The organism is Clostridium sp. TF11-13AC, assembly GCF_003481065.1.
Taxonomy (GTDB): Bacteria; Bacillota; Clostridia; order Lachnospirales; family Lachnospiraceae; genus Otoolea; species Otoolea fessa.
Window position 1 is genome coordinate 63,039 of record NZ_QUKJ01000007.1, and the last position, 18,358, is coordinate 81,396.

At 50.3% G+C, this 18,358-nt stretch carries 17 protein-coding genes; 12 read left to right on the plus strand and 5 right to left on the minus strand.

The window, feature by feature from the left end; all coding sequences use genetic code 11:
* The first annotated feature begins 243 nt into the window (after window positions 1–243).
* From DXD12_RS12735 to DXD12_RS12785, 11 genes are all read left to right on the plus strand, one after another.
* Window positions 244–1,320: a lactonase family protein gene (locus DXD12_RS12735; protein ID WP_107001837.1), complete on the plus strand. Its 1,077-nt coding sequence runs from the start codon at window positions 244–246 to the stop codon at window positions 1,318–1,320.
* Between the two features lie 25 nt (window positions 1,321–1,345).
* On the plus strand, window positions 1,346–2,449 hold the full coding sequence (gene aroC, locus DXD12_RS12740) for a chorismate synthase (RefSeq protein ID WP_118629572.1): 1,104 nt from the start codon (window positions 1,346–1,348) through the stop codon (window positions 2,447–2,449).
* Between the two features lie 91 nt (window positions 2,450–2,540).
* On the plus strand, window positions 2,541–3,131 hold the full coding sequence (locus DXD12_RS12745) for a TIGR01440 family protein (protein WP_022358840.1): 591 nt from the start codon (window positions 2,541–2,543) through the stop codon (window positions 3,129–3,131).
* A 30-nt stretch (window positions 3,132–3,161) separates the two neighbouring features.
* A complete protein-coding gene (rlmD, locus tag DXD12_RS12750) occupies window positions 3,162–4,682 on the plus strand; it encodes a 23S rRNA (uracil(1939)-C(5))-methyltransferase RlmD (RefSeq protein WP_118638508.1) in 1,521 nt (506 codons plus the stop codon).
* A 396-nt stretch (window positions 4,683–5,078) separates the two neighbouring features.
* Window positions 5,079–5,945 carry an NYN domain-containing protein gene (locus tag DXD12_RS12755; protein WP_022358838.1) on the plus strand — a complete coding sequence of 289 codons (867 nt, stop codon included), beginning with the start codon at window positions 5,079–5,081 and terminating at the stop codon, window positions 5,943–5,945.
* 159 nt (window positions 5,946–6,104) lie between these two features.
* Window positions 6,105–6,743: an endonuclease III gene (gene nth / locus DXD12_RS12760; protein ID WP_117796723.1), complete on the plus strand. Its 639-nt coding sequence runs from the start codon at window positions 6,105–6,107 to the stop codon at window positions 6,741–6,743.
* Between the two features lie 61 nt (window positions 6,744–6,804).
* A complete protein-coding gene (locus DXD12_RS12765) occupies window positions 6,805–7,650 on the plus strand; it encodes a CPBP family intramembrane glutamic endopeptidase (protein WP_182457087.1) in 846 nt (281 codons plus the stop codon).
* A 75-nt stretch (window positions 7,651–7,725) separates the two neighbouring features.
* Window positions 7,726–8,781, plus strand: a complete 1,056-nt coding sequence (locus tag DXD12_RS12770) for an aminotransferase class I/II-fold pyridoxal phosphate-dependent enzyme (RefSeq protein WP_118638483.1) — start codon at window positions 7,726–7,728, stop codon at window positions 8,779–8,781.
* A 2-nt stretch (window positions 8,782–8,783) separates the two neighbouring features.
* Entirely contained in the window at window positions 8,784–9,527 is a 744-nt protein-coding gene (locus DXD12_RS12775) for a YkgJ family cysteine cluster protein (RefSeq protein WP_118638484.1), read from the plus strand.
* A 95-nt stretch (window positions 9,528–9,622) separates the two neighbouring features.
* The gene (locus tag DXD12_RS12780; protein WP_118523637.1) at window positions 9,623–10,438 is read left to right on the plus strand and encodes a histidinol-phosphatase; all 816 of its coding nucleotides are present in this window, start codon (window positions 9,623–9,625) and stop codon (window positions 10,436–10,438) included.
* 235 nt (window positions 10,439–10,673) lie between these two features.
* Window positions 10,674–11,264, plus strand: a complete 591-nt coding sequence (locus DXD12_RS12785; RefSeq protein ID WP_118469307.1) for a 50S ribosomal protein L25 — start codon at window positions 10,674–10,676, stop codon at window positions 11,262–11,264.
* Between the two features lie 172 nt (window positions 11,265–11,436).
* Here the strand turns inward: DXD12_RS12785 and DXD12_RS12790 are convergent, their stop codons facing one another.
* The 5 genes from DXD12_RS12790 to DXD12_RS12815 all read right to left on the minus strand — a co-directional run bounded on the left by DXD12_RS12790 (window position 11,437) and on the right by DXD12_RS12815 (window position 16,871).
* Window positions 11,437–12,483, minus strand: coding sequence for a TRAP transporter substrate-binding protein (locus DXD12_RS12790; RefSeq protein ID WP_118638485.1), 1,047 nt, complete (start codon window positions 12,481–12,483; stop codon window positions 11,437–11,439).
* Between the two features lie 132 nt (window positions 12,484–12,615).
* Window positions 12,616–13,905: a TRAP transporter large permease gene (locus tag DXD12_RS12795; RefSeq protein ID WP_118524701.1), complete on the minus strand. Its 1,290-nt coding sequence runs from the start codon at window positions 13,903–13,905 to the stop codon at window positions 12,616–12,618.
* A complete protein-coding gene (locus tag DXD12_RS12800; RefSeq protein ID WP_118638486.1) occupies window positions 13,905–14,525 on the minus strand; it encodes a TRAP transporter small permease in 621 nt (206 codons plus the stop codon). The genes DXD12_RS12795 and DXD12_RS12800 overlap by 1 nt, the downstream gene beginning before the upstream one ends.
* Window positions 14,526–14,860: 335 nt before the next feature.
* Entirely contained in the window at window positions 14,861–15,625 is a 765-nt protein-coding gene (gene aroD, locus DXD12_RS12810; RefSeq protein WP_338126570.1) for a type I 3-dehydroquinate dehydratase, read from the minus strand.
* A 31-nt stretch (window positions 15,626–15,656) separates the two neighbouring features.
* Window positions 15,657–16,871 (minus strand): MFS transporter, encoded by a 1,215-nt coding sequence (locus tag DXD12_RS12815; RefSeq protein ID WP_118638487.1) that lies wholly within the window; start codon window positions 16,869–16,871, stop codon window positions 15,657–15,659.
* 458 nt (window positions 16,872–17,329) lie between these two features.
* On the opposite strand from DXD12_RS12815, the gene DXD12_RS12820 reads away from it, so the two are divergent.
* Window positions 17,330–18,286 carry a LysR family transcriptional regulator gene (locus tag DXD12_RS12820; RefSeq protein ID WP_118638488.1) on the plus strand — a complete coding sequence of 319 codons (957 nt, stop codon included), beginning with the start codon at window positions 17,330–17,332 and terminating at the stop codon, window positions 18,284–18,286.
* The last annotated feature ends 72 nt before the right edge of the window (window positions 18,287–18,358 follow it).

An 18,358-nucleotide genomic window follows, 5' to 3' on the forward strand; every position in this document is an offset into this window, starting at 1 on the left:
AAAGTTTAGAAATTCTAAAATGAATGTAAAATTAATCTTTTTGTTTAGAAATAATAAACTTGCTTCCGAGTATCTATTATACAGAATGTGGGGGAGGTGTCAAGGAAAAAAACGGGAAAATCCGGGGGTTCTCAAATTGTGTGAAAAAAGGGTGCAAAAATGGCGGTATGATGATAAAATAGGGGCAGATAATTTGATAGAAACCGTTATAACGGTTCTGGGGGATCAAAGGAGGAACATTTCATGCAGGATAAGTATATGGCATATGTGGGTTCTTACTCATACAACGGTCAGGCAAAGGGAATTACCGTGTATGATGTGGATGTAAAAAAGGGAAAATTTATCTACCGGTGCGAGGTGGAAGTGGACAACTCTTCCTATTTAACTGTTTCACATGACGGGCGGATGCTCTATTCCATCGCGGATGAGGGCGTTGTGGCGTTCCGGATTCTGGAAAACGGCGCACTCAGCCGTGTGAACAGCGCAAATATCAAGGCGATGCGCGGCTGCCATATTGCGACCGATGCGGAGGACAAGTTTATCTTCGTATCCGGCTATCATGACGGCAAGGAGACGGTGGTCCGCCTGAAACCGGACGGTTCTATCGGGGAAGTGACCGACGGCGTTTACCACAAGGGACTTGGAAGCGTGGCAGAGCGCACGTTCCGCCCGCATGTGAGCTGTGCGGAGCGCACGCCGGATGGCAGATTCCTGCTGGTAGCCGATCTGGGAATTGACCAGGTCAAGATTTACAGGTTTGATGGCGAGAAGGGAACCCTTTCATTGGTGGACGCGATCCGCTGTGATTTGGAATCTGGTCCGAGACATTTCATGTTCAGCAAGGATGGAAAATTCTTGTATTTGATGTATGAAATCAAAAATGTGATTGATGTATACACGTATGAAACGGGCGATCGTGTGCCGAAGATCGAGAAGATCCAGACGATCCCATCGACCGCACCGGAGCGCACCAGCCAGCTGACTGCAGCGTGCACGATCCGGATGTCCGAGGACGAGACACATCTGTTCTGCAGCAATGCGGGCGATAATTCAGTCAGTGTCTACGAGCGCGATGCACAGACGGGGCTTTTGAAGCTGCTCTGCTGTCTTCCGATCAGTGGAGATTACCCGAAGGATATCGCGATTTTTCCGGATGGAAACCATCTGGCGTCGATCAACCACGGCAGTAACAGCATTTCTTTCTTCCAGGTGGAATATAAGGAGAAACTGCTGGTGATGAGCGGACGCAGTATTTCGGTGAATGAGCCAAACTGCTGTGTGATTACAAAGGTACCTACGAGAGGAAAGAAAGCAGACTAAATGGCAGAAGGAGTTAATAGCGAGAATGGCAGGATCAACATACGGAAAAATACTGACAATGACAACGTGGGGCGAATCCCACGGCGCAGGCGTGGGCGTGGTCGTAGATGGCTGTCCGGCGGGGCTTGCGCTTTGTGAGGAAGACGTTCAACGTTATCTGGACCGCCGCAAACCGGGGCAGAGCCGTTTTACGACGAAGCGCAGCGAGAGCGATACGGTGGAGATCCTGTCAGGCGTTTTTGAAGGGCGGACGACGGGCACGCCGATCTCGATGTTGGTGCGGAACCAGGATCAGCATTCGAAGGATTACAGTGAGATCGCCAGTTATTACCGTCCCGGACATGCGGATTATACCTTCGATGAAAAATACGGTTTCCGGGATTATCGGGGCGGCGGACGTTCTTCGGGACGCGAGACGATCGGACGCGTGGCAGCAGGCGCTATCGCGGCAAAGCTGCTGGAATCCTTGAACATTCAGGTAAAAGCATACACGAAAGCGATCGGACCGGTGGAAGTGGCGCCGGATCGGTTTGATCTGGCGGAATGTGAAAAGAATAAGCTGTATATGCCGGATGCTGCCGCAGCCGCAGAGGCAGAGCAGTATCTGGAAAGGAAGATGGCGGAGAAAGATTCTGCTGGCGGTATCGTGGAATGCGTGATTGCCGGTCTTCCGGCAGGGCTTGGTGAACCGGTTTTTGATAAATTTAATGCGAACCTGGCAAAGGCAATCTGCTCGATCGGTGCTGTTAAAGGCTTCGAGATCGGAGAGGGTTTCCATGCGGCGCAGATGGCAGGAAGCGAGAACAACGACGCATTTGTCATGGATCCGGATGGAAGCATCGGCAAGGCGACGAACCATGCAGGTGGCATTTTAGGCGGTATGACGGATGGAAGCGAAGTTGTGTTCCGTGCGGCATTTAAACCGACCCCGTCAATTGCCGCAGAGCAGAGAACCGTCAATAAGAGCGGCGAGGAGATCGGTATCAGCATCAAGGGACGCCATGATCCGATCATTGTGCCGAGAGCGGTTGTCGTGGTTGAGACGATGGCGGCATTTGCGGCGGCGGATATGCTGCTGGGCGGCATGACGGCGAGGCTGGATCGGATTCAGGAGTTTTACCGGAAGTAAGGGAATGTAAATAAAAATTTTGGAAAAGCTGCGGCGGGCTCAGCCTGTTTGGTCCGCGGCTTTTTCTGGCATTAAATCAGGAGGCAGCAGGATGAGTGCAACAGGAATTTCAAAAGAAATAGAGACAGCAGGACAGTTAGAGGAGCTGCGCCAGGAGGTACGGATTGCCGCAGAGGAACTTCTCAGTGCGGCAAATATGAAGCCGGGACAGATTTTGGTGGTCGGATGCTCGTCCAGCGAGATTGCATCGCATAAGATCGGTTCCTATTCCAGTGCCGAGATCGGAAAAGCGGTGTTTGAGGAGCTGTATGCAGTTACCAAGTCGCAAGGGCTTTATCTGGCGGCACAGTGCTGTGAACATCTGAACCGGGCGCTGATTGTGGAAGAAGAAGCGGCGGAAAAATATGGTCTGGAGATGGTAAACGTCGTGCCGCAGCTAAAAGCAGGCGGTTCCTTTGCAACGGCAGCCTATGCGGGATTTGAACATCCGACAGCCGTAGAGCGGATTCAGGCACACGCGGGCATCGATATCGGAGACACTTTCATCGGTATGCACCTGCGCCCGGTTGCAGTTCCGGTGCGGACCTCGATCCGTGCGATCGGCGGCGCCCATGTGACGTGTGCGAGAACGAGGCTGAAATATATTGGCGGAGAGCGGGCGCATTATCTGGATGCGAAATAAAGAAAATGAGGAGTACAAAAAAACGTGGAAATCAGGAAAAATGATGAATTTGAACTGACAATCGAAGATATGAGCGAAGATGGAGCCGGGATCGGAAAGCAGGACGGTTATATCTGGTTTGTAAAAGATGCCGTGATCGGGGATCGGATCCGGGCGCGGGCGATGAAAATGAAGAAAAATTACGGCTTTGCCCGTCTGATGGAGGTGCTGGAAGCATCCAAAGACCGTGTGATGCCGGAATGCCCGGTCGCAAGACAGTGCGGCGGCTGCCAGCTTCAGATGATGAGTTATGAGGCGCAGCTTCATTTTAAGGAGCGCAAGGTCTACAATAACCTGCGCCGGATCGGCGGGATGGAGAACCTGCGGCTGCCGGAGCGGGCGGATGAAGTGAGTGTGCCTGAGAATGTATCTGAAAGAAATACATCCGAAAGGATGGAGACAACCGATGCGGGGGTGAAAGCAGAGAACGTGTCGGGGAAAAGTGCCGGGGAAGGTGTGGATAAAACTATCACCATGGAGCCGATCCTGGGGATGGAGCACCCGTGGCGCTACCGCAACAAGGCACAGTTTCCGTTTGGACGCGATAAGGATGGAAGAATCATTGCCGGATTTTACGCGGGACGCACCCACCATATTGTGGAAGCGGAGGATTGCCTGCTGGGTGTCGAAGAAAATGCGGTAATTCTGGATATTATCAAGAAAATCATGGAAGAATACCAGATTGCGCCATATGACGAGGAGACGCATAAGGGTCTGATTCGCCATGCATTGATTCGGAAGGGATTTTCAAACGGCGAGCTGATGGTCTGTCTCGTCATCAATGGAAAGAAGCTGCCGCACGCGGATATTTTTGTGGAACGCTTAAAAGAAGTCCCTGGCATGACCAGTATTTCCTACAACATCAATCAGGAAAAAACAAACGTGATTCTTGGTGCGGAGCTTGTAAACTTATACGGACCGGGTTATATCACAGATAAAATCGGAAATGTATCGTACCAGATTTCGCCGCTTTCTTTCTATCAGGTCAATCCGGTGCAGACGGAAAAACTCTATGGAACGGCGCTGGAATACGCGGGGCTGACCGGTGGGGAGACTGTATGGGATCTGTACTGCGGAATCGGAACCATTTCCCTGTTTCTGGCGCAGAAAGCGAAGAAAGTGTACGGTGTAGAGATCGTCCCTCCGGCGATCGAGGATGCCCGCCGGAACGCGGCATTAAATGGCATGGAAAATGTCGAGTTTTTCGTCGGAAAAGCTGAAGAGGTACTTCCAAGGGAGTATGAAAAAAATCAGGTCTATGCCGATGTCATCGTCGTCGATCCGCCGCGCAAAGGCTGTGACAGCGTCTGCCTCGACACGATCGTCCGGATGCAGCCAAAGCGGGTAGTCTATGTCAGCTGCGATTCCGCCACATTGGCGCGCGATGTGAAGTATCTGAATGAAAGAGGATACGCGGTGGAGCGCGTGAGATGCTGTGATATGTTCGGGATGAGCGGGCATGTGGAGACGGTAGCTTTATTAACTAAAAAGATAGCGACAAGAGAAGTGTAAAATTCAGGGTATCCTGCGTGCGTATATCGCACAGGGCGAGGTGCTTCCGGTCGCGACGCATTCCTTTGGTTTCATCGGTATTTTTGCCATCCCGGAGATTGGCTTTAACCAGCCGAAGGGAATGCTTTATAAGACGGAGAATCCATTTGCCTGAACAATAAAAAGAATATTTGCTGATTTCTCATGAACGTGATACACTTATAGATAAGCTGTATCGGCTGTCGATCACGACCGTTTCGGCGGTGTGAAAATGAGAAATTCCGGCACCGGAGGCTTTCAGAGTCACGATCATGCGACCGTGCGAAAGTTCCGGTGCCTTTTTATTTCAAAGGAAAGTGCGCCCTGATGAAAGCGGCAGAGAATATTTTGAGCGGTATTTGAGAAAGGAAACAGGAGATGGATGACAAAAAAATAGCCGTACTGATCGATGCGGAAAATGTGTCCGGCAAGTATATCAAGCTGATTTTAGATGAGGTCAGCAATTATGGAAGTGCGACATACAAGCGCCTTTACGGCGATTTTCAGACGCCGAGCGTGCGGGCGTGGATGAAGAACCTGCGCGACTATGCGATCACGCCGGTTTTCCAGTACAATTATACGCAGGGGAAAAATGCCTCCGATTCGGCGCTGATCATCGATGCGATGGATATTTTATATTCGGGCAATGTGGATGGCTTCTGTATCGTCACCTCGGACAGTGATTTTACGAAGCTGGTGCTGCGCCTGCGTGAGTCAGGCATGACGGTGATCGGCATGGGAGAGCGCAAGACGCCGAATGCATTTGTCTCGGCGTGTGAGACATTTAAATTCCTGGATATTTTATTAAACGATGAAAATCCGTCGCAGAATCCGTCCCTGCCGCAGACGCGCAAGGAGAGTGAGGCGGATGGTTCCAGAAAAGAGGCAGAGAAAGAAAGCGATCCGAATGCAGTCAGCAATATTCCGAACATGGAGGAGATGGAGAAAGAGATTATCTCGATCATCAATACACATGCGGACGATGACGGATGGGTGGATTTATCGGAGCTGGGAGACAATCTTCCAAAGCGTGTGCCGGGATTTGACCCGCGAAATTATAAATGCACGAAGTTAAAGCAGTTTATCGAGCTGTTTGATTCCGTTGAGGTTCGGTCAGCGCGCAATCCGCACAATAAGATTCTGTCGATCATCTATGTGCGTGTCAAACAGAAAGAAGAAAAGCCGGTACTTTCCAAGGTACGGCGCGGCGGAAAACGAAAGAAGGATGCGGACGCGGAAGAATAGTAAGCATATGCGGTTCGTATGAGAATAAAAAGTTGCAGAAGCGGCTGTGATTCGTATGAGGCTGGAAGAATGCAGCAGTGGTTGTAGTGTTGTGTCAGCTGTTACAAAGACAGACTGTAAATTGAAAAGTGAAGGATAGAAGATAGGAGAGACAGGAACATGACAAAGGAAGAGCTTGCATTAGAGGTAATTGACCGCCTGAAAAAAGAATATCCGGATGCGGGTTGTACGCTGGACTACAATCAGGCGTGGAAGCTGCTGGTCAGTGTCCGTCTGGCGGCGCAGTGTACCGATGCGCGTGTCAATGTGGTAGTCAAGGGATTGTTTGAGAAATATCCAAATGTGGCGGCATTGGCGGATGCCCCGGTGGAAGACATCGAGGCGATTGTGAAGCCGTGCGGTCTGGGACACAGCAAGGCGCGGGACATCAGCGCCTGTATGAAGGTGCTGCGCGACGAGTACGGCGGGCATGTGCCGGATGATTTTAACGCTCTGTTAAAGCTTCCGGGAGTCGGCAGAAAGAGTGCCAACCTCATTATGGGGGATGTGTTTGGAAAACCGGCGATCGTCACGGATACGCACTGCATCCGCCTGGTAAACCGGATAGGGCTGGTGGAAGGAATCAAGGACCCGAAGCGCGTGGAAATGGCACTCTGGAAGCTGATTCCACCGGAGGAAGGCAGCGATTTCTGCCACCGCCTGGTGTATCACGGGCGTGAAGTCTGTACGGCGCGGACGAAGCCGTACTGTGACAAGTGCTGTCTGCAGGATATCTGCGCGAAGGCAGGCGTGGAGTAGAAAGTCTGAAAAAGTCATGGAAACAGATGCAGATAGGAAAAGGATGACAGGAGGCAGAAAAATGGACGAAGAACGGCAGGAGACAGCGGATTGGCGCATCGTCTGGCAGATGTTTTTTCCGTGCGTCATCAGCGATTTAATCGGCGGATGTGTGGAGGTGCTGGGACATCTGGAGGGAAATGCGGGAAGAACCGTGTCGTCGTTTCTTACATTTGCCGTGATTTATCCATTTTACTGGCGGAGGATCCAGAAAAAGAAAGAAAACAGGCGCATAGCAGAGGCAGACGGGATGAAAGAGCAGGTCTCTCCACAGATAGAGACGACAAAGGAAGAAAAAAGTGGATATTTCTGGGAAAAAGTGCCGGATGTGTGGAAAATCCTGCTGGGGGCAGCTGCGTTCAGTGCTGTGTTTAACATGATTTTCTGGGCATTAGAAAAAAAGGAGATTTTCCTGGGAGTGTTGCATATTGCAGTGCAAAAGGTTCGGATGACTGGGCAGGCAGCTGAAGCGGTGTCTCTATGTTTGAAAATGCCTCAGGGGGATATGCTTGCGGCAGCTCTGGGAAAAGGTGCGTCGGAGGGCGCCGCCGCTTTATTTTCCGGGGACCTGTGGCAGCAGTTCTTTCTCCTGGGCATTGCCGCCCCACTTTCCGAAGAACTGCTGTTTCGCGGCATTATATTTGAGCGCTTGCGTATGGCGCTCCCATTTTTCTGGGCGGCACTTGGGTCGGCGGCATTTTTCGGGTTGGTGCATGGAAACTGGGCGCAGGGGATTTATGCGGCGCTCATGGGACTTATACTGGCGTGGTTGTATGAAAAAAAGAACCGTCTGTGGGAACCTGTGTTATTTCACAGTGCAGCAAATTTGACGGCGATGCTGATGCGGGGGCTTCTCTGGCACTGGTGAGGACATAAAAATACAAACAATTTCGAGAACGCAGGATTGTGTTTGCTCGAAGAAAGAACAGGAGGAGATACTACGATGCTTTCATTTGCAAGCGATTATACAGAGGGCGCCTGCGAGGAGATACTTCAGAAGCTGGCGGAGACGAACCGGGAGAGTCTGCCGGGATATGGCATGGACCGCTACTGCCAGAGTGCCGCCAGAAAAATACAGGAGGCGACCGGATGCCCGGAGGCGGAGGTTTATTTTCTGGTGGGCGGTACCCAGACGAATGCGGCCGTGATCAGTAGCATGCTTGCACCGTATGAGGGCGTAGTGGCAGCGCAGACAGGGCACGTGAGTATTCATGAAGCCGGGGCGATCGAGTACACCGGGCATAAGGTGTTGCAGCTTCCGGAAAAAGATGGGAAGATTGATCCGGCGGATCTGCAGGAATATCTGCAAAATTTCGAGGCGGACGCAAACCATGATCATATGGTATTTCCGGGAATGGTGTATCTTTCCCATCCGACGGAATACGGAACCTTATACAGCCGGAAGGAGCTGCAGGCGATCTCGGAGATCTGCCGTTCGTATGAAATCCCGCTCTATCTGGACGGGGCGCGTCTTGGATATGGTCTGGCGGGAGAAGGAAATGACCTGAGTCTTTCGGAGATTGCGCATCTGTGTGATGTATTTTATATCGGCGGCACGAAGGTGGGCGCATTCTGCGGAGAGGCAGTTGTATTTGGTGAGAAGAAGAATGTTCCGGCGCATTTTATTACCCGGATCAAGCAGCAGGGCGCGCTGCTGGCAAAGGGACGCCTGCTGGGAATCCAGTTTGATGTGCTGTTTACAGACGGGCTGTACGAGCGCCTGGGACGCCATGCGGTAGAGATGGCGGCAGCTTTAAAGAAAGGGTTAAAACAGCGCGGTTATACGTTTTTCCGTGAGTCCCCGACCAACCAGCAGTTTGTGATCTTGGAAAATGATCGGATGGAGCAGATTGAAAAAGAGGTTTCCGTGAGCTTCTGGGAGCGGTATGACGAGGATCACACCGTTGTCCGTTTTGCGACGAGCTGGGCGACCAGAGAGGCGGATCTGGAACATTTGTGGGAGATTTTAGATCGGATTGAGGCAGAAAGAGAGAAGTAGAGATGGAACGTAATGTAACGATGGCGGAGATTTCAGATGGAAAGCTGTACAGCCGGGACGATATGGTAAAAGCCGGATGCGATGATTGCCGGGGCTGTTCGGCGTGCTGCCATGGAATGGGTAATTCGATCGTGCTGGATCCATATGATGTGTACCGTCTGACCGCCTTGCGCGGGGACACGCTGGAACATCTGCTGGAGGAAAAAAAGGTAGAGTGGAACGTCGTGGACGGACAGATTCTGCCGAATCTGGCGCTCCGGAGCGGGGCGGATGAAGCCTGTGGGTTTCTCGATGAAGCAGGGCGCTGCCGGATCCATGCATACCGGCCGGGTATCTGCCGCCTGTTTCCACTGGGGCGCTTTTATGAAAATGGAAGTTTCCAGTATTTTCTCCAGATTCATGAGTGTAAAAAGGAAAACCGGACGAAAGTCAAAGTGAAAAAATGGATCGATACGCCAGATTTAAAGCGGTATGAGGCGTATATCAGCCGGTGGCATTATTTCTTAAAAGATATAAGAAGGGCGGAAACGGAGGCGGCGCAGAACCTTTTGGCAGAATCATGCATCGGAACGCCGGAGGAACAGGAGATACAGAAGAAAAACCGTGCTACTGCGGCAGCCGAGCGCGAAAAACGGCGCAATCTGTTGATTATGAAACTGTTCTATCTGCTTCCGTATGATGGAGAGAAGGACTTTTACGAGCAGTTTGAAAAGCGGATGCAGATGGCGGAGCGGAGTTTGCGATAAATCCTTTGTTGAAGACAAATCCGCAAGGATGTTTGCCCGCAGCTGTGAAGAGGCAGAAACGTTTTGACAGAGTGAAATAAGAAAGGAGATTACCGATGCTTCATACAGATTTTCACACCCACACCACGTTCTGCGACGGAAAGAGTACACCGCGGGAGATGGTGGAGGCGGCATACCGGATGGGAATGACCGATTTTGGTGTTTCAGGACATGCTGATTTTTCGATGTTTGAGCCGGGATTCGGGATGGACGACGAGAAGCTTCGCCAGTATACCGAAGAACTTCAAGAACTCCGGGAGGAATACCGGGGAAAGATGAATCTCTATATCGGGATCGAGCTGGATGGACTGGGACCGGTGCAGAAAGCAGAATACGCGATCGGCTCGACCCATGCGCTCATCAAGGATGGCGAGTATGTTTGTGTGGATGATACGGAAGAGAAACTGGTAAAAGCAGTCGAGACGCTGTGGCATGGTGACTGGTACGCCTTTGCACAGGAGTATTTCGAGGCAGAGGCGCAGATTTATGACCGGACAAAATGCGATTTCATCGGACATTTTGACCTGTTGACAAAATTTAACGAGGGATATAAACATTTCGACGAGACGAAAGACGCCTATCTGGAACCGGCGATCACGGCGATGCACAAACTGGCGGCTCTGGGGATTCCGTTTGAGATCAACACAGGCGCCATGTCCCGCGGCTACCGGAGTGCGCCGTACCCGTCTGCAGCCCTGTTAAAAGAGCTGTGTGCCTGCGGCGGACGTATCCTCATCAACTCCGACAGCCACAGTGCCGACACGATCGGATATGGGTTTAAGCAGGCGCAGGAGCTGGCGGTGGCGTGTGGATTTAAAAGTGTGTGTGCCCTGAAACCGGGTGGCGGATTTAGGGAGATACTTCTTGTATAAAAAAGACAGAAAGAAAAATATACAAATTCTAAATTTCAACCTTAAAAATGCTGAAAATAAAGCCGAAATATTTTTATTTTTAGTGAATCGTTTTCAGAGAACCCTGCTATAATATGAGCCGTAACAAGGAGATAGATACTTAACAAAACCCCATGGCTGAGGGCTGCTAAGCACAATGTGTTTTCCACACAGGGCGTGCGGAAGGCGCAGATCAGATTTTTGGAGGAAAAGACAAATGACTACTTTAAAAGCTGAAAAAAGAAGCATGGATGTTAAGGCAAAGAGACTCAGAAGAGAAGGCTATGTAACAGGCAACGTATTTGGCAAGAAGATTCAGGGCTCCATTCCTGTTAAGATGGAAAAGAAAGACGTGGATCGTCTGCTGAAGAACGAGACCAAGGGCGGACAGATTATGCTGGATGTAGAAGGCGAAGTCTACGATGTCCTGATCAAGGAAGTTGACTATGATGCAATGGCAAATCAGGTTGTAGAAATAGATTTCCAGGCGCTGGTAAGCAATGAGAAGGTTCATTCCGTTGCTGAGATTATCTTCGAGAACCACGACAAGGTAGAAACTGGCGTTCTGCAGGAGGTACTGAAAGAAGTATCGTACCGCGCATTACCGGCTGCACTGGTTGAGAAAGTCAAAGTTGATGTTGGTGAGATGGAGATTGGTGATACAATTCGTGTCAAAGACCTTTCGATCGCAAAAGATAAAGACGTTGATATTCTGACCGATCTGGAGGCAGTAGTTGCTACCGTCACAGCGGTTCACAACAATGTACCGGAGACCGATGAAGAGGCTGACGCAGAAGAAGCTAAATAATTGAAGCGCAGTGCCAGGATGAAGCGAAACGGGATGCTGTCCGCAAGGCAGATAAAAAGTTTCGCGGAATGATTGAAACATGAGAAAAGGCGGATGTACTGACCAGATGGTCGGTATATCCGCTTTTGAATTTTGTATGAACTTTTTTTGCAGATGGTAAAAGAAGATGAGGTTATGGCTCCATATATGCGTCATAAATTTCCGGATCAATATTCTCACGGATACTCTCATATACGCTTCCAGCCGCCTCCCGGATGGCATCGCGCGTTTCATCCGAGAGAGTTAAAATCGCGGTGCCGCTCGCTTCGATCGTAGCGATACGGTCAAAGATGCGCGCGTCGGACTGTTCTCTGGCATACTCGGTCGCGGTTTTGGCTGCCTGCGTCATGATTTCCTGTTCTTCCGGAGTCAGGTTCTGGAAGAAATCGTCATTGACAATCAGGGAGATCAGATGTGGCAGGTGGTTCGTCTCGACCACATAATCCTGCTGTTCGTAAAGACGGTTGGAGACGATGACCTCATACGGGTTCTCCTGCGCGTCGATCGTGTGCTGCTGGAGACCGATATACACCTCGCTGAAGGTCATTGGCGTCGGATTGGCGCCGATTGCTTTCCAGAATGCGAGATGATAGCTGTTTTCCATGGTACGGATTTTCTGCCCTTTGAAATCCGCCAGAGAGTAAACCGGTTTATTTGTGCTCATGATGCGGAATCCTTGATCTGCCATGCCGAGCAGGTGGTAACCGCCGTCGGTGTACACCTGGCTGATGAGATTGTAAAAATCCGGATCATCCAGCTTTTTGCGGCAGTCATCCAGCGAATCAAAGACGCATGGAAGGTCAAAAACGGCGAGATCCTTCATGAAAGAAACCTGAGGGGCGGTGTTCTGCACGACAAATGGGATATCGCCGTCCGCGCACGTTTCGAGCAGGTCGCGGTCACCGCCGAGTGTGGAGTTGGCGTAAACCTGAATCCGCATTGCGCCGTTGCTTAAGTCATGTACTTCCTCCGCAAATTTTTCGGCAAACAGCTGCGTTACCGTGTCCTCCGGGCTGGCGGTCGCCAGTGGCCAGGAATAGCGCTGTTCTTTCTGGCTGGAGGCGCAGCCGCTCAGCGCGAGCGAGGCGCCGAATAAAAGAACCGACGAAGAAATGAGCGCCGCAGCGAATCGGAAAGAAGTCCGGCATCGGCGGGACACTAGGTTTGAAATATAAATCATAATGGGAGATCCTTTCAAATTTAAAAATATCCATTTCATATGTGAAATATTCCATTCACAGCCTGAAAGCGTGAAGCAGGTCGTTATATGAAATCTTTCAGAGCTTCAACATTTCCAAGCGTCCATTCAGCATTATAACAATCCCAGCGACAAAGCCGGTATAAACGTAATCAGCAGCAGCGCCACCAGAAACAAGCCAATCATCGGCATCGCTTTTTTGGCGATCGCCATGATCGGGACGTCGGTCAGGGAGCTGGCGACAAAGAGGTTGACGCCGATCGGCGGGGTTACGAAGCCGATTGCCAGATTGACAACCATGATCACACCGAACTGGACCGGATCCATGTTGATCGCTGTCACGATCGGGAGCAGGATCGGGGTCAGAATCAGGATCGCCGGGGTTGTATCCATGACCATTCCCACGATAAGCAGGAACAGGTTGATGACAAGCAGGATCATGACCGGGCTGTTGAAATGTTCCAGGATAAAGTTGCTGACCGCCTGCGGCACCTGCATCAGGGTCAGGACTCTGGAAAATGCCGTGGAAGCTGCCAGAATAAAGAGGATCGGTGTGAATGTGCGGATCGCTTCCACAAAAATCGGCGGGATATCCCGGAATTTCATGGTCCGGTAGAGGAACAGGCTGACAAACAGGGCATAGAAAACGGAGATAACTGCTGCTTCCGTGGGGGAGGCGATGCCGCTGTAGATACAGCCAAGGATGATGACCGGGCTTAAGAGAGCGAAAAAGCTTTCGCGCAGCACCCGGAACAGCCCTTTTTCGCGCAGCAGATGGATTTCAGCGTGGATTTTTTCTCTATCTTCGCCGTAACGCCGGCAGTGATAGATGGCATACAGCATCAGGAGCAGACCAATCATCAGACCCGGAATGACGCCGGCTAAGAACAGACTGCTGACAGAGGCACCGGACGCCATGCCGTACATGATAAACGGGATACTCGGCGGAATGATAACGCCCAGACCGCCTGCGACTGCCACGATCGCGGTAGAGAAAGTCCGGTCATAGCCGAGGGCGCTTAAAATCGGGATCGTCATGCTTCCGACGGCTGCAACGGTTGCCGGGGCAGAGCCGGAGATAGCGCCGTAGAAGAGGCAGGTCACGATGACCGCGCATGGCATACCGGCGGTAAAATTGCCAAGAAAGAAGGCGAATACGTCAAACAGCTTCTTGGAAATACCGCCTTTTGCCATGATGATGCCGGATAAGACGAACATCGGCACGGCGAGCAGGGGAAAAGAATCCAGTCCGCCGAACATGGCGCGGATCAGATACTTAGCGCCGACCGTGAAGGACGGGTCAAAAACGGAAGGGAGAACCGAGGCGATACCGAGGGTGATGGATACCGGGATCGCGATGACAAGCAGCACGACAAAGATAACAAATAAGAGAGCAGCAGGCATCAGTGTTCCTCCTTTCCAGATGGTGTGTTTGCCTCGATGAGCGATTCGATTTCATTGGATTCCGTTTCCGGTATATCTGCATTTGCATGGATAAAGGATTCCGGTGTATTGCGCTCTGGGTGGGCCGGATCGTAGACATCTTCACCGCGGGCAATCTTAAATTCGATGATCCAGCGCTGCAGAATGCGGAATGTTACCAGAAGAAAGGAAACAAACGGCGCTGCCTGAATATAGTACATCGGAATCCCGCAGGCGGGGGATAACTGTCCGCTGTGAACGGCGGACATCATGTAAGAGTATGCAAATGGGATCATATAGAGGAAAAAAATCAGCTCAAAGGTGTGATTGATAACCTTAAAAAGAGCCTTTCCTCTGCGCGGGAAGGCGGCGACGAACTGTTCGATCTTGATAGAAAGGCATTTTTTGCTGCAATAACTGACGCTTAAAAAACCGCTCCAGATAAAGAGAAAACGGGTAACCTCCTCGGACCAGGACAGCGACTGTCCCAGCGCGTAGCGGGAAAATATCTGGATTCCCATAATGAGTGTCATCGCAGCCAGCATGACAACCAGCAGAAATTCTTCCAGGTTTTCATCCAGCCAGTGAAGTGTTTTTTTCATGAATAATCCCCTTGTAAATACGGATAATAGGTTGCTGTTTATGCAGGCACGTTTGAAAACGGATGTGCCGCTTGATAACAATAATAGACCTGCGATGGAGGTAGCAGGTCTTGAGTGTCTCGCGGAGAATCCCTCCGTACCCGCAGGTACAGGGATTTCCGGGAGTAAAAAAATAGGTGGCTAAAAGTATAATATAGGCACTTTTGGAACCGAAAGTGCCGTAAGATAGCGTGGTGGCAGCTGGAATTTGCCGTATTTAAATGCGAAGCCACGGCAAATTCAGTTACTGGGCACGTTAGCGTGAACAGTAACCGAATAACTGGATAAGCCAGATATTACATCGCACTGTGAAGCAGTCCCAGTACAGTCTCCAGATCCTTTACGCCCATCTGACCCGGTGCGGATGCCTTCTTGGCAGCGCCGAAGGTCATGGAAGAACCAAATACCTCGCCGCAGAGACGGCTGATAACGCCGGTGCCAGCCATCGACATGGTAATGATTGGACGGTCCGCATAGAGGGAAGTCATTTCCTCGGTGGCAGAGAGAAGCGTTAAAACATCTTTCTTGTTCTGCGGCATAACTGCGATCTTCGGGATATCTGCATTCATATCCTGCATCTTACGCAGGCGGTAGATGATGTCGGATTTCTCCGGCGTCTTGTGGAAGTCATGGTTGGAAGCGATGACTTTCACGCCAGCAGCATGTGCACCGTCTATGATCTTGGTTACAATCGCGTCGCCGGTAAAGATCTCTACGTCAATGAAATCGACATAGCCGGTCTGAGCTGCCTTGATGTTCAGCTTTGCGTAATCTTCCGGCTCGATGGATTTCTCGCCGCCCTCTTTGGAGGTACGGAAAGTCATCAGAATCGGAGTCTCGCCGAGAACGGCACGCAGTTCCTTTAAGACGTCTTCTACCTTCTCAAAATCAAAGACACCCTCGAACCAGTCTGCACGCCATTCTACCACATCAACCGGAATAGAATCAAACGTTTTTGCCTCGTCGATGATTTCCTGTTTGGTAACGCCTACGATCGGAACGATGATCTTCGGTGTGCCGGAGCCAATTTCGATATTTCTAACTTTGATAGTATTCATAATCAGAGAATCCTTTCATTTTATCAATAAATATTTATTTGTCGCTTTCTGCCAGAGACACCATTTTCGCGTAGCGGGCATTGACAAAGAGTCCTAAGAGAACGCCGATGGCAGTCAGTACGATATTCATTATCATAACATGGGATGGTGCCATTTTGGAAGCGGCAGTCAAAATTGTGTAATTACATAAGGAAGAAGCAATCATAACCAGTGCGGTTACGGTCCCCTTGATCTTCGGGAACAGCATGTTGCAGACGGAGGTTACAATCTGTAACAGACCGCCCGCGCCTGCCCAGCCGATGATGAAAGCGCCTGCAATCATAAGGGTCTGGCTGTGACCGATGAGTACGGCAACCAAAGTAACGAGGCAGATAACCGGGTAAACGAGGATGAAACGTACATCCTTGATTTTACGGGTCAGCAGGGAGGTGACAACGAGCGCCATCAGGGTACCTGCGGAATAGTAGGTCTGCATGATGGACGGGTTCGCCCAGCCTGCATTTTCTTTTGCGAAGTTCTGCGCGCAGTTTAACCATAACTGGAAGGTACCGGTGCAGGTGAAACCAATCACGATCATGGCGATGGACTCAAACGAAAAATTTGTGTGTTTTAAGCTGGCGATGAGTCCCTCGGATTTGCCCTCTGCCTTCTGCTCAGAATCTGGCAGCGGGAACAGGAAAATAAGTACAAATAAAACAGCGTAAATAATACCGCATCCGATAAATAACGGATTGTAAGATACCATGCCGGTGGCGGTGGTTGTCACAGCAACACCGAGTACGAACGGCAGAAGTATCTGCGCGATCGCAATGAAAAATTTGATTCCCATGGTAGCGACACCCGGAGCGCTGCTGATAATCTCGGCAACCGCCGGATAGATACCGGTATCAAGGAACGAGTTGGAGATACCTCCGATGATTGCACATACATAAGCAATTTGATAGCCGCCGTTTTGTCTGGCGCTGAAAGCGAAAGCAAGTCCAATCAGGTAAACCGCATAGGAGGCGCTGCCGATCGCGGTTGAGATGCGGCGTCCCAGTTTGTCGGAAAGTGGTCCGGCAAATGGAAGTGCAATCAGACGCCCGAGTCCTAAAGCAGCGGAAATCGCGGTGATCGCCATTGCCTCAACGCCCCAGGCTGCGGCAAGCGCTTCCTTGATGACTGCCTGTCCGAGAATCGAACAGCCGACGCCATGGATAAAGTAGTTTAAGTACATGATAAGTGCACTTGGCAGATATTTCTTGTTCATGATTTTCTCCTTAATTCAAGATCCGCCTGTCGGGCTGCCGTTTCGGAAACCGGGCGGATGATGGCTGATGTTCTGTCACAAACACAAAGGAGATGCCGATATAAAAAGTTCTGTTTTAGTGTTAGAAAAATAACACGTTTGATGCCTTTATTCTAATAATTATTATAGCCGAAGTCTAATACTTTTATAGCAAAAAACCAATGCATTTTAAGCATTAATGTGTTATAAATATGATTATGGGTTACTGTTCACGGGTAGGCACTTTTGGAACCGAAAGTGCCGTAAGAAAATGTGGTGGCAGCAGGAATTTGCCGTATTTAAATGCGAAGCCACGGCAAATTCCGTTACTGGGCACGTATGCGTGAACAGTAACGATTATGGAAGTTTGGTGTGATGCATTTACGGCTGATATTGCGAAGAGTTAATACGAAGATACATAAAGACGGGGGACGTTAGGAATGACATTGAATCAGATTTTATATTTTCAGAAGATAGCGAATCTGGAAAATTATCATCAGGCGGCGGAGGAATTATATATATCACAGCCATCCCTGAGCCGGTCAATGGCATCACTGGAAAATGAGCTGGGCGTGACGCTCTTTGAAAAAGAAGGACGCGGGGTGACCCTGACGAAGGCGGGGAGGATGTTTTTGGAGTACGCGGACCGGATTCTCACAGACTGCCACATCGCGGTCGGGAAAATGCGGGAGATTTCGATGGATGGGGGAAAGATCGACATCGGTTACGTCTTTCCACTGGCCGGTCACTATATCCCGCACCGGGTCAAGCTCTTTTTAGAACAGCCGGAAAATCAAAAGGTTGTGTTTAATTTCTGGCAGAATCACACACCGGCGATTGCAAAAAAGGTAAAAACGGGTGAATTAGATGTAGGCTTTGGCGGCTGTCTGGAAAAGGATGAGATGGAATTTTTCCCGGTGGCGAACCAGAAGCTTGTCATCATCACACCGAAGGATCATCCGCTGGCAGAGCGGGAGAGAATTCCATTTGCGGAGCTGAACCGGTATCCGGTAATTGGATACGATAAGGACTCCTGGATGGGGACGCGCACCCGCGCGCTCTATGCGAAATACAACATCCAGCCGGACATCATTGTGGAGTGTCCGGACGAATATTCGATCGTCGCACTGGTGCGGGAGAGTTTTGGCATCGCACTGATGCCGCGCACGGACATTCTGGAGCTTTCTCAGGGAGTCTGCATTCACCCGATTGAAAATCTGGACATTTATCACCAGATTTTTATGTTCTGGATGAAAGAACGCTACCGGCTTCCGGCGGTGGAACGCTTTATTGAATATATGAAACAGCAGGCGCGTCAGGACGGTCTGCAGGCGGAACGGGAAACCGATAGCAAAAACGTATTGAAAATTTACTTGAAAGATATTGTTAATTTTTAAGCAAAACGGTTAAGATAAAAGTGTCACAAACACAGGGATGCCTCTCATGCAATGGAGAAGGAGAATTTCATC